Raw genomic sequence first — 20,325 nt, 5'->3', positions numbered from 1 at the left:
GTAGTTTTATCTGCAACGGATCAGAATTTAGTTACCAATGCTCCTCTTGGAAGTGCCTTAACACTGAATCTGGACTATACTATTCCAGCAGCAAAATCATCATCTTCTGATATTTTAGGTAAACCAGCGGGAACTTATACGCAAACCGTAACTTACACTGCGACTGCTTTATAATAAAAAAACACATCAATTTTATAATAAAAAAAACACATCAATATACATGCCCTCAATACTTGGAAAGTACTGAGGGTTTTTCTATTTATTATATGAATAAACCTTGTAGTGATTTTACTACATATACTTCCTTCTTCCACTACAAAGAAACTTTTAGCACCACTATAAATTTGCACTATACAAAAGATAACAATTAAGTAAAAAATAACAATAAAATATTACCATCATGAAAAAACAAATCGTAATCACAGCCTTAACTTTTGGAGCCATCATATTTGGAACTAGCAATGTTCAAGCTCAAAATACTACAGCAACCACAGCTGTAAATATTATTCTGAACGATGTAATCTCTATCGACGCAGGAAGTACTGCTATTGGGGGGACAGTTGCCTTTAACTACGTTACTGCGGCAGATTATAACTCTGATCAAACGATTACTAAAGCCAACTCTTTGAAAATTACTTCCACAAAGAATTTTAATGTTAAAGTAAAAGCAGGAGGCCCAAATTTCGTCAATGGTTTAAACTCAATTCCTGTAGATGTTTTGACAATCAAAGCAGCAACAGCTGCCGGAACAATGGGCGGAACAAAAAATGATGTGGTTTTATCTCCAGGAGAAAAAACCTTAGTTGCAAATGCACCACTAGGAAGTGCCTTAACACTGAATTTGGACTACATCATCCCAGCAGCAAAATCATCATCATCTGATATTTTAGGTAAACCAGCTGGAACTTATACACAAACAGTAACTTATACCGCGACTGCTTTATAATAAAATTTTTAGTTTGTAAAGGCTTATTTTGCTACGTTTTCAGTAGTTTTGAGAATCTTTATTATTAAACTATTTACACCATGCACAAGTTTATTCACCTTTTCATTTTCTTTATCCTTACAGGGTCTTCTTCACTTCTGGCACAAAGTATCTCTATGTCGCCTACACGCTTGTTTTTCACAGGTAATCCAGGAGAAAAAGTAACAAAGACAGTCACGCTTCAAAACAGCTCGGATAAGGATTATGTTTTTAATCTCAACTATAAAGATTGGGCTAGAGAAGAAGACGGAAATAAGGTTTATCTTGAAGCAGGCAGTTCAAAAACTTCCAATGCCTCTTGGGTATCTACTTTAGAAAACACTGTAACAGTTCCTGCGAAAAGTACAAAGGAGATCGTAGTAACCATGCAGATTCCGGCAAACGCATCACAGTCTGCCGTTACAAACAGCATGCTGTTTTTTACACAGCTTCCTCAGCAGGCAGATAAGGCACGTATTCAGAATGGTATTGGTATTATCACTTTATTTGAGGTGGGACTTCACATCTTTTACACCCCACCGGGAAACCATGTGAAAAGTTTGGATATCACCAATATTTCAGAAGTGAGCAGTGAGAATGCTGCGAATAGAAAAGTCGCAGTAAGCATCCATAATGATGGAAATACCATCAATGATGCTACCGTTGAGTTTGAACTTACTAATACAGACAGTGGTAAGGAAATAAAATTACCCGCAATTTCCGTCTCCATGTTTCCGGATACCAATCAGGTTGTTCAGTTTTCTTTACCAGAAAACATTTCAGGGAACTTTCTTGGCGTGGTTATCGTCAAAATGGCAGATTCCAATGATTTACGCGTAGGAGAAAAAAACTTTAAATTTTAAAATTAAGCTTTGAAACCACAGAATGGAATATCAGTATCAGTATTAAGAAGAACAATCTTATTTTTTGTATTTGTTCTTCTGCACTTTTCGTGGGCCTTTGCACAGGAAAAAAAGGATATACAAATCCATTTTGAAAATGACAGTGTAACTGTTGAGAAGGGTTCTACTTTTACTAATTTTCTGGTTATTGAGAATAAAAGTTCTGAAGAGATTATGATTCAGAATATCATCCCTCAGGAACAATATCCGGGATTGCTTTTCTATCCCAAAAATGACTTTACCTTAGGCGCTGGTCAGTCTAAAAATCTTCCTGTGAAACTGATCGCCAACGTGGATTTTATGAAACTGAAATCCAATAAGATCCAATTCCAGGTTTCGTATGCCACGCCAACGGTCTCCAAAACTGAAAGCGCCTCGTTCTTTGTCGCTAAAGCCGAGAACAAGAACATTGCGATTTATACGGCGACCTACGAAAATTTCATTAACCCTGCTTTACCTCAATCCTCAATTCTGCTGACTGTAGAAAACCAAGGGTATAGTAAACGCACCGTTAAGATTGATTTGCAGTCAATTCCTGATGGCTTGGAAATTTTACCCAAACAGCAAACCTTATCTCTGGAAGGGTTAGAAAAACAAACCGTTGAGATTAAAATTGCAGTCAGAAAACAGAATACACTTTATCCGGAATTTAATATTAATGCAATCGTCACAGATCTGCTTGATAATAAAATTGTGGGAAGCAACACACTTTACCTGGTTATTTTATCGCACAACAGACAAATTGCCCGTGGAAACGAAGGGGTGAGCGGAAGTAACTTTGCGGAAATGAGCTATAATGAAAACAGTTCAGGTTTCAATTTTCTTCAATTGAGGGGAAACACAGCATTCCGGGTGACTGAGAATTTAAAATCACGCTTCAATATCGGTGCAGATTACTATTTTGAAGACGGCCTTTATAACGTGTATGATACCTGGCTGGAGCTGGAGAGAAAAAATACGGTTTTACGCTTGGGAAATGTTAATAGCAGCGATTACGACTATCCGGTTTTCGGAAGAGGAGGGAAAGTTTCTACCAAATTTGGTAACAATAATCAGATTGAAGTTCTTGCGCTGGAAAGTAATTATAATCTGTACGGTACTTATTTCCAGCAAACAGAAGGATCTACTATGGCAGGTGCAAAATATGCTTTTGGAAATGCTAAATCTTTCAATGGAAAAGTATCCTATCTATTTGATCATGATCCGCGCTTTAACGTAGATACACAGGTAGCGAACGCGGTAACATCATTGTTAATTAACGAAAAACACGTCATCCGCACGGAGCTGGGACTGAGTAATGAAAAAGGTCTTTCGAACAAAGATGAAAACACAGGAGCTTCCATGGGAGCCAATTACGAGGGGAAAATAGGGAAATGGGATATACAATCTTTCAATTCCTTTGCCACCAAAAGTTATGCAGGGATCAAAAGAGGATCTTTTTTCTCAAATCAACGGATCGGCCGCCAATTTTCTGCTGCTCAGCGTGCTTTTATACAATATCAGAATTCGCAGATAGAACCAGAGTTCCTGAGTTTCCAGAGTGAACCCATCCAACCTGGGAATACTTCTAATTTGCGTTATTATTTCAACAGTACGGAAGCTTTGGGACTAGGGTATCAGTTTTCTTTAAAAAAGTGGAATTTCTTACTTTATCCAAAGGTTGAAAAACAAAAAACAGCTAATTTTTACTCATCGCAGGAGCTTTTTTCTTACCGGTTGGAAGCCAACATCAGTACTACATTAGGTGCCCACGGATTGAACCTGACAGCGGAATATTCTTATTCAAAAGAGAATGATAATCCAGAATGGTTCAACAGTTTGAAAACGACTTTATCTTACAGATATAAATCATTCTCCCTCAATGGAACAGCCCAATGGAACGCAATCAGTGTCTTTGATTTAAATTCTTATTATGATGGAAACCGTAATTTCGCCAACTATAATGTTTATGCTTCCTATAATTTCCAGATGTTTAATCATAATCTGACGGGATCTTTTTCAGCCGGGACCTTCTATTCGGAACTTTATAAAAATTTAAACAGCAATATAACCGGTAATCTGGAATATAAGATTTCACCTTCCTGGTCCACCACAGGGTATTTTAATCTTTCCGGTTATAAATCTACGGCTGAATATGCAACCAGTGGAAGTTATTACCAGTTCAGAGTGGGAATTAAAAAATATTTTACCACAGCAACAGCTCTTGGAAATTATAAAGTGGCTTTCCAGTTCTTTGAAGATAAAAATTTTAATGGACTTCTGGAATCCGGCGAATCGGTACTTGCTAATGAAATTGTAAAACTGGACAATTATGTAGCGATAACAGATAAGAATGGAAAAGTAGTTTTTCAGAATGTGCCTGAAGGTACTTACACTCTGAAAATGAACGAAAGTGCAGGTGCCCGACTGATGATGGATCCTGTCATTATGGTGCATGCCAATATTAACCGTAAAGTAGGCTTGGTAAAAAATATCAGGGTAAGTGGAAAATTAACAGAGATCAGACAGGCCTACGATGTTTTGGAAACGGATGTAACCGGAATAGTGGTATATGCAAAAAGTGAAGAGGGGATGATCTATACTGCCGTGGTTAACCAAAAAAATGAGTTTGAATTTTTCCTGAAAGATGGAAAATACACTCTCTATATTGAAAATGATAAATACAGCTATACACAACCTAACCAAACTATTCAGGTAACAAAAGAAGGGTACTCAAAAACAGTGGTTTTTGAATATAAGAAGAAAGACACCACCATTAAGGTGAAAAAGTTTTAAATTTAAAAGTATGAAAAAGATGAGGTCTTTTCTAATAGGAATTTTTACCGTATTGTGTGGGTCTACAGCCACGAAAGCTCAGGATGTTTACCTGTCAGTTCCTGAAAATAATATTTTTAACAGGAGCGAATTTACTTCAGTACCTACAAGAGTAATGACGAACGCCAACAGAACCAACTGGGATTATGCCTTTTTGGGATTACTCCCGACAGCTCCTACATTTACCTCTGTTTCCGGGCCAAATTTTACGCACTCTTCTTCCTCACTCACTTTACCAGGTTCCGCGCTTCTGTGGCAGTTGGAAAGTATGGGAGGACAGATGCCTTCTACCGGATTTTCAGGTTATTTGCCAGGTTTTCAGTCGTTCAGTACAAGTGCTATAAGATGGTTTGAACCGCCATCCATCAGTCTGGGAGGAGGATTCAACCGGGGAAATATCAATTTTACATTTAAAATTCCTGCCTCACAATTTAGTGCCAATGCTTTCCGGGCCGGGAATTACTCCATGGATATAACTCAGAATTATAATGACTTCACACCACGTAATTTTAAAACAATTTTAGTCATTCCTTCAGCTATAAAATGGGTTGCAAACTCTTTAACAAAATACATAGAAATCTCTTCTTTGAATGACTACCGCAGTACAAGTACGCGGGTGTGGGATTTGGGGAGTACGGAAATCGCAAATACAGTTGATTTTAATTTTTGGGCGAAAGCTGCTGCCACAAACATTCAGTTCACGTCTTCTAAAGGGGTTCCGGGAACCAGAAATATAGCAAGCATTAAATTGGGTAGTAACGGATCTTCACTCACGACCAAAGCCTTATCTTCCGATTTTCAGAATTTTTCTCCTGCTAATTTCAGTGTTGTAGCAGGAAACAGAAACAACTTCATTCCGCAACTGTATGTGTCTGCGGAAGATTTTAAAAACTTCTTTTTTGAAGCCGGAACTTATACGTTTGATTTGAACTTCAATGCCAGCAGTACGGATAACTCCATTAACAGTTTGCAAAATACGTCTGTTCAGTTAAAGGTGCTTCCTCTGTCGGAGATCACCATCCCCAGTTCCGGACGCAATGTAAACTTCAATTTTAATACCGCTGCCCATTACACCGACGGTCAGTCACAAATGATTCCCAACCAAATCATGTTGTCCAATAATGAAAATTTTGAGCTCTATGTAAAATCGGACGAAAATTATTTCAAGAAAGGCGGTTTACAGACGAACATCAATTCAAATATTTTACAAATAGGCATCGATGGGAGTTCTGTAAATGTTCCCTTATCCAAAACTCCTCAAAAAATACTCTTTAACGGAGCACCGGTTTTGGACCGTGGATTGAACGTAAAGTACACCATATCGCCTACGGGTGCCCAAAGTTTGGTAGGAAAGGAAAATACCACTTACTCTATCAATGTTTACTATAGCTTTACGGCAATTTAGTAATACTTTTTGAAAATGAACATTCTTATTTGCTGATGGAAAATTCCTCCATCGGCATAAATAAGCTGTATGCCTTCCAATCATTCGTTTTCTGAGTGCATTTTGTGACAACAGTTTATGGCTGTGGTTTCATCATGCAATTGGCGGGAAAAAATAAAACTGTCCAAAAGATTTCCTGAAGTATTTCCATAGATACATTTTCTTACTTTGATGATTTTTCCTTCATCAAACTCCTATATTTTCAATATCTGTAGATGTATTTTGGTAGTCTGGCTATCAATGATTGCCACTTCAGGCTGCCATTTTTATCTTGCATCATTCAGCTGTTTGCAATCAGTAATCTGTTGATACTGTTCTATATTTCACCTTTTTTCTATTTTCGATAATACCGCTAAACAGTCTGCCAGAGTCAAAATCCTCCTGGAATCTGACACAGCCGTTTTTGTGAAATAAAACAGGACCTGAATTATTTCAGGTAAATCCCATTTGATTTTTTTTAAAATAATATGATATTTTTTTTAACTTGCTACCTTCTGGAAGAAAGGTCTGAACCATGTGTTTTTAGTTGCATTGAAGCAATATAACCCCTTCTGCCTTCTTTCAAAAAAAATAATTCAAACAGCTTCTAAAACCGTGATACTTAATTTATGAATGATTTTATCAACGAACTCCAATTAAAAATCGAAAGACTGGAAAACGAAATCAATTTCAAGAACGGATTGATCTCGATTTTGTCTCATGACTCAAAAGAACTGTTTGGAACCTTTGTGTGGCTTACAGAAGAGCTGGAGCAAAATACGCTAAGTGAGGAAGATTTTTTTAAGTTGTTGCCGCAGGTAAAACGGGATGCCCAGAAGAATCTGCAAACAATTCAGGACACCATTGCCTGGCTAAAAACACAATACGGGGAATTTAAGATTAAACCCGTTAAAATCATGGTGATGGATCTTTTTCACTATTTGGAAGAAAAATACGCTGCTCAATTAAAAGAAAAAAACATTAAGTTTTATTTTAAAGGAGATCATAATGCATTTCTTACAAGCGATCGCATGTTGCTGGAATATGTTTTAGACAAAATTTTCAACAATGCCGTAAAATACTCATTGTCGGGTCAAGATATTTATTTACAGGAAATTACAGAAAATGATCAGATTGTGCTTTCTATAATTGATTCCGGAACAGGAATCAATGAAAAGTATTTACCTGGGATCTACACTTATGGCAATCCCATATTTCTGGGAACTGCGGGCGAGAAAGGAGTGGGATTAAGTTTGAAAATTGTAAAAAATTTTATATCCTTGCTTAATGGAAACATCCAAATCATTTCCGCTGAAAATAAAGGCACCACGGTTTCCCTTTTTTTACGTAAATTTATAGAGTAATGGGTTTAAAAGTAAACATTCGCATTGTTGTAGCAGACGATCATGGTATCGTCCGAATGGGTTTGATACAGACAATTAAACGATTCAGACCCGATGCCATCATTTCAGAAGTAGAGGATTATAAATCGCTGTACAACTTAATTCTGAAAGAAGAATTTGATCTGGCCATTATGGACGTTAATATGCCTAATGGTACTGTTCAGGAAGCAATAGATTACATAAAAATTCACCAACCTGCATTAAAAACTCTGATATTTTCTTCTCAGGATGAAGAGTTGTATGGAATGCGTTATCTGAAAATGGGTGCTGGTGGCTATCTAAGCAAGCTAAGCTCTACTGAAGTAATTGAGACTGCTTTAACGGCGATGCTCAGTAAAGGCCGATATGTCAGTGAGAATATAAAAGAAGCGATTCTTTTAGAATCATTAAACGGCTCTGTAAAAAACTCTCCCTTTGAAGCACTATCAGACCGCGAATTGCAAATTGCCAATAAGCTTGCAGAAGGTCTGCCTCTCAAAGAAATTTCTAATCAGCTGAATCTTCATTCATCAACGATCAGTACATACAAAATCAGGTTGTTTGAGAAGCTGAAAATACGATCCATACCCGAATTGGTAGAGATTCTCAGACTGTATAATCAGTAGAAATTTTATCATAAAATTGGTTATGATTCAATCTCTGCTCCCTTGTACAGAGCTGTAGTCAGATACCCGTGATCACACATCAATGGGTAGTTGAAATTGGAGTTTATCGGACTCGTTGATGAGTTTTTTTGATATTGAACTTCTTTGTCCTATAAAAGCACAGGAATATCTTGCTGCAAGAAAACCTGTAATTTCCACTCCCTAAATATCTGTCTATTGGAATCAAGAATAAAAAAGTGCCACTTGTATTAAAGTGGTACTTTTGAGATATTTGTGACCTTTGAGTATATCTTCAAACACTTTTTTAGGTGTATTTGATTTTAAAATCGATAGCCTATACCCAGTCCAAGCTTTATAACCTGATCGTGATCTGTTTTATCTGCATTGAAAATAAGTTTTCCGTAAGCTGCATTGGCTTCGAAAACAAATCCTTTTCTGGTAACCAGTTTCCATCCGAGACCTGCACCTAATGCAAGATCATATACATCTTTACCTTCAGTAAATGTTATGTTGTCTGCTGCGTAGATTTTTTTTCCATCAATGGAAGTGAACATTCCAAATCCTTCGACAAAAAAACCGGAAGCATATTTTTTTCCAAAATAATATCTGTAATAGGGTGAAATGTAGTAATTCATATCATCATTTGCTGAATGGTCATATACTTTAAATGCAGAGATTCCCAATGATGAATTTTTGTTGAGAAGCCTTTCATAGCCTACTTCAAAAGCACCCATTAAAGGAGAAATTAGATTCAGTTTAATTTCATTTTTTTTCTGGTATGGATCTCCATTAGTTTCGTTGCTTTGAGCTTCAACAGAATGACAAGTAAACAAAAAGATGAGTAATAAAAATGTTTTTTTCATAAATATTAATTTAAATTATTGAAGTGCAAAACTCAAATAATTCAAATTAGAAAGGGTTTCAAAAGCTTAAAAATGGAGAAAATGGTACTTATTTGATAGTATTTTTATATTCATTGGGTGTTTGACCGGTCACTTTTTTAAAGGCTTTGTAAAAAGTTGTTTTTGAAGTAAACCCGGATTCCAATCCCATTGTTAACAAAGTATAGTTTTCATATTCCGGATCTGATATCATTTCCTTGACAGCTTCCACCCGATATTGATTGATATAATTAGCGAAGTTGTCTCCTGTTATGGTATTTACAATTTGGGAAACATAGCCAGCACTTATGCCGAGTTTTTCAGCTACTTTTTCTCTGTTTAATGTATTGTCTGTATAAATCTGCTGCTCTTTGCAAAGCAGCTCAAGTTTTTGAAAATAAAGATTGTCAGCCGTTATAGATTCTCTGTATTCTTCTGCAATGTTATTTTCTTGCGTTATACTGTTTTCTGCAATTTGCAGATTGGGATGTATAATAGCCCAATCATTGTTTAGAAAATTGTAGACAGCATCTTTGTTTTTGGCAAGCTTATATTTGTAAATGCCTATATAAGCTGTCCAGTGCATGATAAATGTTGCCGATAAAGCCAGTCCACTCATGGTAGAGGAAATGTCTATTCCAAAAAAGAAACCAACCATATACGTAATTAACCAGGTAGATAATAATAAATAGAGAGTCGTTAATAAGGTAATTACCCATTTTTTCTCTTGTGGGTCTTTTAAGTGCCTTATCATAAAATAAGAATAAAAAGGTGGAAACAGGATGATGATAAAGGCAAATAAAAGCTGAATGAGTCTAAGTATATTGATGATGAAAATACCTGGACCTGTGATTTTATAAATTCCTAAAATATCATTAAGACGGTAGATAATGGTAAAAGTAGAGGAATAGATAAACGGAATGTAATACAAATAAGTTCTTTGTCTGTTTTTTACAGTATCATCAATCCGGTGGATGATGAAAAGGAAGATGAAAACGGGTAGTAAAAATATCCACTCAATATAATCCAGAAAACTTAGCAAAGGATAGGATTTAAATGCCCCTTCAATTTCAAAAACGTAATTCAATAAAACAAAGGAAAGAGCAAATAGTAAATAGGCTAAATATTTATTTGATTGGCTATTGAACAGGGATGATTTTAAAATAACTACGCCTAAGACTATTCCCTGAAAAATAGCAATATTTAAAAGTGTTGTATAAATCAATTTTTTATAAAAGTTGTTTTAAAGATATATGGTGGCATACCACGGTTAAATATAGCTCTTTCGTACGAATTGAAAAAAAAGAATTTTTATAACTGCTGATGACTTTTTAAGGGGTGGAGAGTAAGCTCAACTGATATGATTTATTACTTTATAAGAATTAAATGTAGAGAAGTGTTCTTGTGAATGAAAAAAAACAAGTGTCGTGTCGTAAAAGTTTGATATAGAGATTTTTATGTGCAAAAAAAAGAGACAACTATCAAATAGTTGTCTCCTTCAGTGAACTCGCTGGTAGGCTATCCAAACTATTTTTATAATGATATCGAAAATATTTTAGATTTATGTACTTGAAAAATAGTTGTTTATGTTTTTATTCTTTTGGTTTGATTCCTACTAAGTTAACTTGACAGGACTCTATCCCAACTCATATTTTGCTGATATTACAAATTTTTAAAATATATTTTGTTGAAAATTAGCAGAGTATACTTGGATGAGTTTAATTTCTATGTGGTTGTAACTTGTACATCACTATCCTCCATTGCTACTATAAGGTTTTTACCTCATTTTGTTATAAACCAAAAATCGGGATGATTAAGGAGTTTCTGTCTATTTCTTCCTTTTCTGGTTGTTGAATTAATCAAGAATCAGGTTTTGTAATTTCTTTTACGTTTGTAACAAATAATCCCAAAAATATTTGATACCTATAATAATGTTCATTATATTTGAATGTTCATTGTCACTGAACAGCAAAATTTAATGAACATGATTAGAAACAATGACTTTATTTATGATGCGGTATCTAAACTAGAAACCCTTACTCATGCAATGATTGAATTGGATAGTAAACGTAAAGAATATGATGCTGCAATCAGTATAAATAACCAAAGACTTAACATTATAGCAAAGGCAGCAATTAGAGATTCTAATATCGGAATGATATTGACTCCTTTTGTAAATCAAGCAGATAATGAAAAATCAAATCTTCTCTTTGTTGCCAAATACATTTCAAAAAGTGCTGCCAATTTGCTGAAGAGCAATAATTTGAATTACCTTGATGTGTCTGGTAACACCCATATAAAAAAAAACGGTCTTTTTATTTATGTTGAAGGACAAAAGGCTGATAAATATGACAAAGATCAATCAAGAGCTTTCCAGGAAGCAGGGTTAAAACTACTTTTATTATTATTGTCAAAGCCTGAAAACTTAGTTTGCTCTTATCGTGAATTGTCAGAAAAAACCGATATATCTATAGGATCAGTAAGTAATATTTTTAGTGAGTTGGAAGACCTTAAATTTATTTTGCGAACCAAACAGAAAAGGATAATCAAGAATAAGAAAGAACTAATCGAAAGATGGGTCATTGGCTATAACGAGGTTTTAAAACCTAGGATTTTGAGAAAGCGAATGAAATTTTTGCAGCATATTGATTTTAATCTGCTAAAAGACCAGGTAGCTAAAAATAATATGGTTTGGGGGGGCGAGCCTGCCGCTGCAATCCTGACAAAGAATTTAAGGCCGGAGCAATATATTTTATACAGTAATATTGAATTAAGTGAATTGTCAAAACAATTTAGACTTGCACCCAATCCAAATGGAAATTTAGAGATCTGTGAGTTGTTTTGGAAGTTTGATAATAACACAATAACTGCTCCTCCATTGGTGGTATATGCAGATTTAATAAGTAGTGGATTTGAGCGAAATATAGAAATGGCTAAAATTATATTAGAGAATGAGTTATAAGATTGACAGTAGAAAGCTGTCTCATCCACTATTGAAGCCAATCTTACGAGAACTGGATTACTACTTCAAAGATTTGGATGTCCACTTTTTTGTTATAGGAGCTACAGCCAGAGATATAGTGATGGAAATTCATAATGAAAAATCCGGTCGATTAACACATGATCTGGATATTGCTATAGCAATAAATGACTGGAACCAATATGCTGAAATAGAGAAAGGAATAATAGTCCTGGAAAATTTTAAGAAGGATGCTAATCAAAAACAAAGATTCATTTACAAAGGTTCATTTCAACTCGATATAGTACCTTTTGGCAATATTATGAGAGAAGACGATAAGATATTCTGGCCTCCGGATGAACAAGTGGCCATGAGTGTATTGGGATTTCCCGAAGCTAAGAATGATATAATTGTTGTGAAGATAGATGAAGAATTTGAAATTAATATCATATCGCTTGCAGGTATATTTATTTTAAAAATAGTTGCGTGGAAAGACAGATATTTAAGAGGAAATAAAGATGCTGATGATATAGGTTTTATCCTCATTAATTACCTAAACATCTATGAAGAAAAAGCGATAGATAAATATGATGAAATATATGAAACAGATAATTTCTCAACAATTACTGCCGGTGCTAAACTTTTAGGAGATGATTTATTTCACATCCTGAAAATAAATATAAAAACTAAAGAAGCTATTACTAAAATAATAAAAGATCAATACAATAAAGCTGAAGATAGTGAACTAATTAATCAAATATTGGAAACCAATAGAGTAATTCATTTTGAAGAATTGATTGAGAGCCTATCCATTTTAATAAAGAAATTAGATAAATAATATGACTACAGATAAAATTGAACAAGAGGATACAGCTTTAGGAGATAACCAATTAATCTGCGTGATCACTGGGCAAACAAAAACAATAAAAGCACAGGAGGTTAATTTACAATCGGTCGCACTTATGCTAAATGAGGAATATGGCTTCGATTTAGATGATATGGAGCGCGATTTTAAAATTGAATACATCGATCCAGATACCGGAAAGAAGAAAAAGCAGAAAATAGAGCTTGTTGTATTTGAGCAAGGCAAACCTCACGAGCAGGAATATATTTTAAGAATTTGTATTGTTCAGGATGATAAAGTAAAAGATACCGACAAAACTAAAGGTATCATTGCAACTTTGGAAAATGCGATGGGTGCAATAGAAAGCTGTGAGTTTGGCTTGTGGGCAAATGGTTCCAGTTACCACTTCTTACAGAAAGAAAAAGATGCTATGGATTTTGATTATGAATTCACAGATTTATCTGATTTTCCTGGTGAGGGAGAAACGCTTGAAGACCTTGATCGTGCGGATCGCTCTAGTAGTAGAAAGCCAGCCAACGATTCGTTGATTAAAGTATTTAAACGTTCCCATGACTATATTTATGGAAATGAGGGAAGAAAGAAGGATGCCTTTTGGCAATTATTATATCTTATTTTCTGTAAATTATACGATGAAAAAAGAAAATTTATCCCATCAGAAGAGAGTTATCGCAGAAGGTTCTGGGTTGGTGTCAAAGAAAAAAATACTCCTGAGGGATGCAAAAAAGTAGCAGACCGCATTAAAAGCTTATTTAAGGAACTGAAAGAAGACAGGATTTTTTCAGAAGTATTCTCCGGTAGTGAAGAGATTGAATTAAGAGATAAAGGGATTGCTTTCATTGCCAGTGATTTAGCAAAATATTCCTTTTTGGATGCCTCAATCGACGTAAAGGGTACTGCTTATGAAACCATTGTAAGCAATACCTTGAAGCAGGAAGCTGGACAATTCTTTACACCTAGAAATATCGTAAAAGCGATGGTTGAAATGTTGAACCCAAGTGAACATGATCGGGTTCTGGATCCAGCATGTGGTTCTGGTGGATTTCTGGTTATGGTATTAGATCATGTGCGCAAACAAATTGCAAAAGAATTATATCCTGAGCTTGAGGGGCCCCTATTAATTGAAAAATTTAATTCATTTGAGGTTAACGAACGTGTCCGTAAGTATGCAGAAAATAGTATCTTCGGATTTGATTTTGACCCTGACCTAAAGAAGGCTGCTCGGATGAATATGGTAATGGCTGGAGATGGACATGCTAATATTTTTCACGTAAATTCCTTAGAGTACCCTAATTGGGAACATCCAGACGAAACTGCTAAAATTAATAATGCGGTAAACGAAAGTCTCCTAGCTATGCAAGATTTGGAAAATATTAATGGTAATGATGCTCGTGAAAAGTTTGATATCATTTTTACAAATCCTCCATTTGGTGCGAAAGTAAAAGTTGATCGAAGTACTATCTATAAAGAGGATGGAACACTATATTATCAATTAGGAGCATATAGCGATGCTCCTGAGGTTTTGTTTATCGAAGCATGTTATAATTTCTTAAAACCTGGTGGAAAGATGGCGATAGTTCTTCCTGATGGTATTTTAGGGAACCCAAATACCAAACCAGTAAGAGAGTGGATACTTGATAAATTTAAAGTGCTTGCTTCTGTAGATTTGGCTGTTGAAGCTTTTTTACCTCAAGTTGGAGTACAAGCCTCACTGCTATTTTTGCAAAAGAAAACAGAATTACAACGCCAACTTGGACAGGAAAACGAGGAAGAATATGAACTATTTATGGCTATTGCAGAAAAATTAGGTAAAGACAGACGAGGAACCCCAATTTATCTAAGAGACGAAGATGGTGCCGAAATCTTATTTAATACAGAAACAGAATATATAGTACATAAAAAAACAGGGGAGAAAGAGGTTAAAATTAGAAGGGAAAAGCTTAAAAGGCTTGACGATGATTTGCCAAGTATAGCAACTGCTTATTCCAAATTTTCAAAAGGTTTATCAGAATGAAAAAAGTTAAAGTAAAGAAATCTTGGCTGTATAGATCTGATCTAAGATTGGATGCATCATATCATTTAAGCGATGGGGTTAATACTAAAAGAATTATAGCTGAACTCTGCCCTTATCCGAATGTGTCATTAAAAGAAGAAACCTCCGAATTGTTTAAAGGAGATATTCATAAAAGAGTTTATGTAAAATTTCCAGAAAATGGTGTAATGTTTTATACAGCTTCCGATTTATTCAAATCGGACCTCAATTCTGGAAAATATCTTTCAAAAAAATATTCACCACATTTAAAAGAATTAGAACTTAAAAAGGATTGGATTTTAGTCACTAGATCGGGTACATTAGGTAAAGTATTTTATACTACTAGTGATTATGAAGGTAAAATAGGAACTGACGATTTACTTAGAATTAAGCCTGCCCAAAGAAATATAAAAAAAGGATACCTCTACGCATTTCTTTCTTCAAAGTATGGATACGGATTGTTAACTCAGTCAAGTTATGGAGGAGTGGTAAAACATATAGAACCACATCATATTGAAGATATTGATGTACCTGTTTTGCCAAAAAAATGTCAGAGCCAGATCGATGACTTAATAACAGAAGCAACGAATTTACGTGTTCAGGCAAATAAATTACTGACTAAAGCTCAAAATTATTTTGACGAAATGCTTTATGGCAAGCGGTCTAAAAAGATTTCAACAATACATATAAAGAAAATTTCAGAATTAAAATTGTTTCAAAGTAGACTTGATGCTTCCTTCAATATTTATAAGAAAGAATTAGATAACATAATTGAAAATTGTGGAATACCATATTTTCGCCTCAGCAATTATCTAGAAAGAGTTTTTATCCCTAATCGCGGTAAAAGAGTCTATGTTGAAAAAGGACTTAAGTATCTTTCAACTTCAGACCTTTCAACTTTTAATCCAACTAGAATTGAGAAATTCCTTTCATTAAAGATGGTTGGAGTAGAGACTCTTCGAGTTAAGAAAAATTGGATATTAGTTGCGAGATCTGGTCAAGAAATCCTTGGATCAACTTTTTTTGTCGGTGAAAATCTTGACAGTTTAGGAGTTAATGAACATGCGCTAAGAGTATTGGTCGATGAGGATATATCTCCTTATGTTTATGCATTTTTATCTTCAAAATTTGGAAAACAGTATTTAAGATCTGGCATATTTGGATCGGCTATACTCACTATAAACGATGATTTTATAAAAGAATTAATAATTCCCGATTTCGATGATACAACAAAAATAATTATCACGGACCTTGTTATAAAGTCCACCCAGCTTTTTGATTTATCTATGAATAAAGAGAATCAAGCTATCGACATTGTTGAAAAAGAAATTGAATCATGGCAAGAATAATTAAACCTCCCTACTTCGATTCTGTTGCAAATGCTGGAGAAAAGCGTTTGCTAGACTTTTTGGAAATAAATCTTCCAAATGCTTTTTATTTAATTCCTAATGTCGAAATTGCGTCTACAAATCCACGGAATAATCGAACTCAATATTGGGAATATGACCTTATTGTAGTAGCGCCCCATGCAATTTATAATATTGAAAACAAAGATTGGAAAGGGCGAATTGAAGGGGATGATAATTATTGGTATGTCAATGATAAACAGAGAAATAACCCCTTAAAAACCGGGAGGCAGAAAACAGCGATTCTAGCTTCCAAATTAAAAGAGCATGATTTTTCCTGGGGTAAAGTTTGGATTCAGAATATGGTTACTTTATCATTCCCCAATACTTATGAGCCATCATTGTGGCAGGGAGCCGGTAAACTTACTTTTCAACTCAATGAGAAATTGATCAACTATCTAAAAGATCCTTTTCAAATAGGACAGTTAGAAGATGATATTGCTAAAATACAGACTCAATTAGTTCAATTTTTGACTGGTGAACAGAGTCAGAAAGCTCCTAATGAAAGACGAGAAGTTGAAGGATATGAAATCATTGAAGTACTGCACCAAGAAAATAATTATGCTGAATATCTGGTAAAACCCAAAGGTGTAGCATCTTCTATTCAGAAAATAGTAAAAGAATATGCACTACAGGTCATGGGATTAGGAGAGGAGGAACTGTTAGCGAGAGAAAATCAGATTAATAATCAATACAGAGCACTTAATAGGATAAAAGCTAAACCGTTCATTCTAAATGTAGAATTCCGGATAGATGAGGAAAATCATCTTTTCTATGAAATCTCTGACTATCTTGATCAAAACTCATTAAAGGTCGAAATCCGTTCAAAGACTTTTACTTTCCAGGAAAAGATTAATATCATCATCAATATTATGGCTGCGCTTAAAGAAGCGCACAAGGAAAACGTATTTCATAGAGACATCAATCCTGAAAATATATTTATGACTGGTGGTTTTGCGTATCTGGGAAATTTCGGGAAGTCTTATTTTTCCGACGAGTCCAGGCAAGGTTACACCGTAATGCCTACAATTAGTGAGAGTAACGCTACTGCTTATCATCCACTAGAACTTACCGTTGGTGATGCTTCGAGGGCTTCAGATATTTATTCGTTAGGAGTACTAATCTACTGGTTATTTACAGGACAAGAGCCTGTTAAGAATCCATTCGAACTGAATAATCTATCTGGTAGACTACCGGAGGACAGGCTTCCGTCAAAAATAAATAATGCCCTGCCAAAATGGTTGGACGAACTCTGTAATAGGACAATACTTGTAGACGAAAGTCTACGATATGATAACATTGAAGAACTGGAAGATTTTTTTAATAAAGCTTTGAAAGGAAATCCTTCTTCTGATTCTGAACTTAAAGTAATGCCAGGAGCTATTCCAGCAATTGACACTTACGACATAAAAGAGGGTGATTCCTTCGAACGTGTATATCTTATTCAAAAGGTGTTAGGAAAAGGTGGTTACTCCAGAGTATTCAAGGTGCTTCAGCAATTGCAGGGAGAATCTTTTACGCTAAAACTTTTTCACGAAAGTGTCAACGCACAATCTGTAATTGATGAATATAAAGCCTTAAAAAAGCTAGACCATCCTAATATTGTGAAGTTTGTTGGTAACGGAAAATCCATAGATGGACAATTTTATACCATCATGGAATATCTTGAGGGTGAAAATCTAAGCATTTACACCCGTACGGACGCCCGATTATCTATTAAGCGAGTATTTCAGGTTGCTAAAGATATACTAAGTGCATTGGTTGCAATGCAATCTCTTGAACAGCCTATTTTGCACAGGGATGTAAAACCCCAGAATATTGTATGGGATAACGAGCAAAGATTTGTTCTGATTGATTTTAATATCGCATCATTCGCAGAAAACAATCATGATTTTGTTGGTACTAATCCATATTTGGCACCGGATTTAATCGTGGATGGAACTAAAATCAAATGGGATACTTCTGCAGACACTTTTGCATTGGGTATTACACTTTATGAATTATTATGCAAGCAATATCCTTGGTCTCCTGGTAAGTTGCCAATACTCAGTAAAGAACCGATTCATCCAAAGCTGATTGAAGAAAGATTATCCGATGATTTTGCCAATTACATCTTAAAAGCTATAAATCCCAGATCGGAAAGCAGGTTTGCATCCGCAAAGGATATGTTGGATGCTCTTCTTCTATTTGGAGAAGACGGAATATTAGAGCGCAAGCATGAACAATCTAATATGCAATTTGAAGTTTCAGAATCGGAGGACTTTGTAGAATATATTAATTCTTTATTTAGTCAATCTAAACATGGAAATTCAGGAACAAGAGCAAATTTTAATACAAACAAATTCGACCACCTAACCTATACGCCTACCAAATTGGATAACCATCTTATTCCGGAAGTGTTGGATGGACAGTTTAAATTATTGATCATTACAGGTAACGCTGGCGACGGTAAAACAGCATTTATCAGAAAAATAGAGGAAGATAAAATTATTACTGACCTTACTCGGTTTAGACATAAAAACGGTGCTAAATTTAAAATCAACGGGGTTCTCTTTGAGAGTAATTATGATGGATCACAAGATGAGGATGAAAAAATTAATCACGATGTACTTGAAAACTTTTTTCTTCCGTTTGAAAATTTAAGTAATTACAGTGACGCTACTGAAGGAAGAATAATAGCCATTAATGAAGGAAGGTTAGTAGAGTTTCTAAAAGCAACCTCAAAACATGAACAATTACACGATAACATTGAAAACTATTTTTATAATGAAGGTCATCACGAACTTCCTGAAGGTTTGATGATTATTAATCTGAATTTGAGGTCGATCGCAGCAAGAGAAGAAAATGAACCTAGTTTGTTTAGACAACAAGTAAAAGCTCTTACCCAAAAGGCGCTTTGGAAACAATGTGATAATTGCTCTTTGGCGAACCAATGTTTTATAAAATATAATGTAGAGTCCTTTAACGATTCCGCAGCAGGTGAAGAGGTCATAACACGTATGGAATGGCTGTTGAGAACTGCAACTCTTAAGCGTGAATTACATGTGACAATGCGTGACTTACGTTCCTTTATTGCTTACACTTTAACCCACGATTATGATTGTAGTGACATTGAAAGGTTGTATAATGAAAACCGTAATTCTCCGGAACTGTTTTGGGAAAACTATTACTTCAACATAACTAATCCGATGTATGAAGATTCTGGAAATCAAGATCGCTTAATTAAACTATTACGTGAAACGGATATTGGAGAAGTATCAATTCCGGATTTAGACAGGGATTTGTTTTTTGGAAAGCATCAAGGTAAATCCTATTTAGAATTTGCGGAGAGAGAGATTAACCTACTTGAGGTTTTCAATTCCGTTCAACGAATTAAGCCAACCTACGAGCAGGACGATGCTGAAATATTAAGAATTAAAACCATTCAAAAAAACTTTGTAAGACATCAATATTTTGAAGGGAAAGCAGAATTATTAAACCTTTCAAATAGTCAAATTAATGAAGATAACGCAGTAAATAAACAATTACCGTCTTATCTTTTGCGATTACCCTATCATTCTGTTTTCAAATTTGTTAATGTGCTTAGTAAAGGTGATATAAACAATGAAACAAAAAATAGCATCTCAAGGGCTATATCATTAAATGAAGGATGTGACAATGTTTCAATCGATAAAGAATATCTTATCCTATCCTCTACGGAGATTAATGATCCGTTCAGTAAATCATTTCGCTTATTTAGCTTGGATGATTTTGAATTGTTTGTAAATAAGACGGAGCATTTAGTTAAGTATCTAGAATACGAACCGGATAGTTTGACATTCAGACACAGGATGCAAAAACATATTCAATTAACGGTGTCCCTAGACTTATATGAAATGCTTCATTTCATTCAGCTGGGTTTTAGTCCTTCACTCAATGACTTAAAAGGTAAGTTTGTGGAACTAGTTATTTTCAAAAACCTGTTGGAGAATCTTAACTATAATGAAGTTATTGTGACCAAGGATAATCTTACTTTTTTCAGGATCAGTAAAAACGAACAGAATCATCTTCATTTACAACCAATGAATCTATAAT

At 34.9% G+C, this 20,325-nt stretch carries 13 protein-coding genes and 1 pseudogene; 12 read left to right on the top strand and 2 right to left on the bottom strand.

Going from position 1 to position 20,325, the window contains the following annotated elements:
• The 7 genes and pseudogenes from ACMA47_RS25105 to ACMA47_RS25075 all read left to right on the top strand — a co-directional run.
• Window positions 1-174, top strand: a pseudogene (locus tag ACMA47_RS25105) (peptidoglycan-binding protein LysM); the annotation flags it as partial.
• 226 nt (window positions 175-400) lie between these two features.
• Window positions 401-946, top strand: coding sequence for a peptidoglycan-binding protein LysM (locus ACMA47_RS25100; RefSeq protein WP_413931995.1), 546 nt, complete (start codon window positions 401-403; stop codon window positions 944-946).
• 80 nt (window positions 947-1,026) lie between these two features.
• Window positions 1,027-1,827: a hypothetical protein gene (locus ACMA47_RS25095; RefSeq protein WP_413931994.1), complete on the top strand. Its 801-nt coding sequence runs from the start codon at window positions 1,027-1,029 to the stop codon at window positions 1,825-1,827.
• Window positions 1,828-1,836: 9 nt separating this feature from the next.
• On the top strand, window positions 1,837-4,641 hold the full coding sequence (locus tag ACMA47_RS25090) for a hypothetical protein (protein ID WP_413931993.1): 2,805 nt from the start codon (window positions 1,837-1,839) through the stop codon (window positions 4,639-4,641).
• A 10-nt stretch (window positions 4,642-4,651) separates the two neighbouring features.
• Window positions 4,652-6,085: a hypothetical protein gene (locus tag ACMA47_RS25085; RefSeq protein ID WP_413931992.1), complete on the top strand. Its 1,434-nt coding sequence runs from the start codon at window positions 4,652-4,654 to the stop codon at window positions 6,083-6,085.
• Between the two features lie 647 nt (window positions 6,086-6,732).
• A complete protein-coding gene (locus ACMA47_RS25080) occupies window positions 6,733-7,467 on the top strand; it encodes a sensor histidine kinase (protein ID WP_413931991.1) in 735 nt (244 codons plus the stop codon).
• On the top strand, window positions 7,467-8,111 hold the full coding sequence (locus tag ACMA47_RS25075) for a response regulator (protein ID WP_413931990.1): 645 nt from the start codon (window positions 7,467-7,469) through the stop codon (window positions 8,109-8,111). The genes ACMA47_RS25080 and ACMA47_RS25075 overlap by 1 nt, the downstream gene beginning before the upstream one ends.
• Before the next feature lie 320 nt (window positions 8,112-8,431).
• On the opposite strand, the gene ACMA47_RS25070 is transcribed toward ACMA47_RS25075, so the two are convergent.
• Together ACMA47_RS25070 and ACMA47_RS25065 are read right to left on the bottom strand one after the other, a co-directional pair.
• Window positions 8,432-8,974 (bottom strand): DUF3575 domain-containing protein, encoded by a 543-nt coding sequence (locus ACMA47_RS25070; RefSeq protein ID WP_413931989.1) that lies wholly within the window; start codon window positions 8,972-8,974, stop codon window positions 8,432-8,434.
• Between the two features lie 88 nt (window positions 8,975-9,062).
• The gene (locus ACMA47_RS25065) at window positions 9,063-10,217 is read right to left on the bottom strand and encodes a helix-turn-helix domain-containing protein (protein WP_413931988.1); all 1,155 of its coding nucleotides are present in this window, start codon (window positions 10,215-10,217) and stop codon (window positions 9,063-9,065) included.
• 759 nt (window positions 10,218-10,976) lie between these two features.
• On the opposite strand from ACMA47_RS25065, the gene ACMA47_RS25060 reads away from it, so the two are divergent.
• The 5 genes from ACMA47_RS25060 to mads6 are packed head-to-tail and all read left to right on the top strand — an operon-like array spanning window position 10,977 to window position 20,324.
• On the top strand, window positions 10,977-11,954 hold the full coding sequence (locus ACMA47_RS25060; protein WP_413931987.1) for a type IV toxin-antitoxin system AbiEi family antitoxin: 978 nt from the start codon (window positions 10,977-10,979) through the stop codon (window positions 11,952-11,954).
• On the top strand, window positions 11,944-12,789 hold the full coding sequence (locus ACMA47_RS25055) for a nucleotidyl transferase AbiEii/AbiGii toxin family protein (protein WP_413931986.1): 846 nt from the start codon (window positions 11,944-11,946) through the stop codon (window positions 12,787-12,789). The genes ACMA47_RS25060 and ACMA47_RS25055 overlap by 11 nt, the downstream gene beginning before the upstream one ends.
• Window position 12,790: 1 nt before the next feature.
• A complete protein-coding gene (gene mads2 / locus ACMA47_RS25050) occupies window positions 12,791-14,827 on the top strand; it encodes a methylation-associated defense system DNA methyltransferase MAD2 (protein ID WP_413931985.1) in 2,037 nt (678 codons plus the stop codon).
• Window positions 14,824-16,194: a methylation-associated defense system restriction endonuclease subunit S MAD5 gene (gene mads5, locus ACMA47_RS25045; RefSeq protein WP_413931984.1), complete on the top strand. Its 1,371-nt coding sequence runs from the start codon at window positions 14,824-14,826 to the stop codon at window positions 16,192-16,194. The genes mads2 and mads5 overlap by 4 nt, the downstream gene beginning before the upstream one ends.
• A complete protein-coding gene (gene mads6, locus ACMA47_RS25040) occupies window positions 16,182-20,324 on the top strand; it encodes a methylation-associated defense system protein kinase MAD6 (protein ID WP_413931983.1) in 4,143 nt (1,380 codons plus the stop codon). Before mads5 ends, mads6 begins: the two co-directional genes overlap by 13 nt.
• Window position 20,325 lies beyond the last annotated feature (1 nt).

Origin of the sequence: Chryseobacterium sp. T20, from assembly GCF_047345655.1 — a bacterium.
Lineage (GTDB): Bacteria > Bacteroidota > Bacteroidia > Flavobacteriales > Weeksellaceae > Chryseobacterium.
The sequence above is the reverse complement of the archived record's forward strand: the minus strand, read 5'-3'. Positions and strand labels throughout refer to the sequence as shown.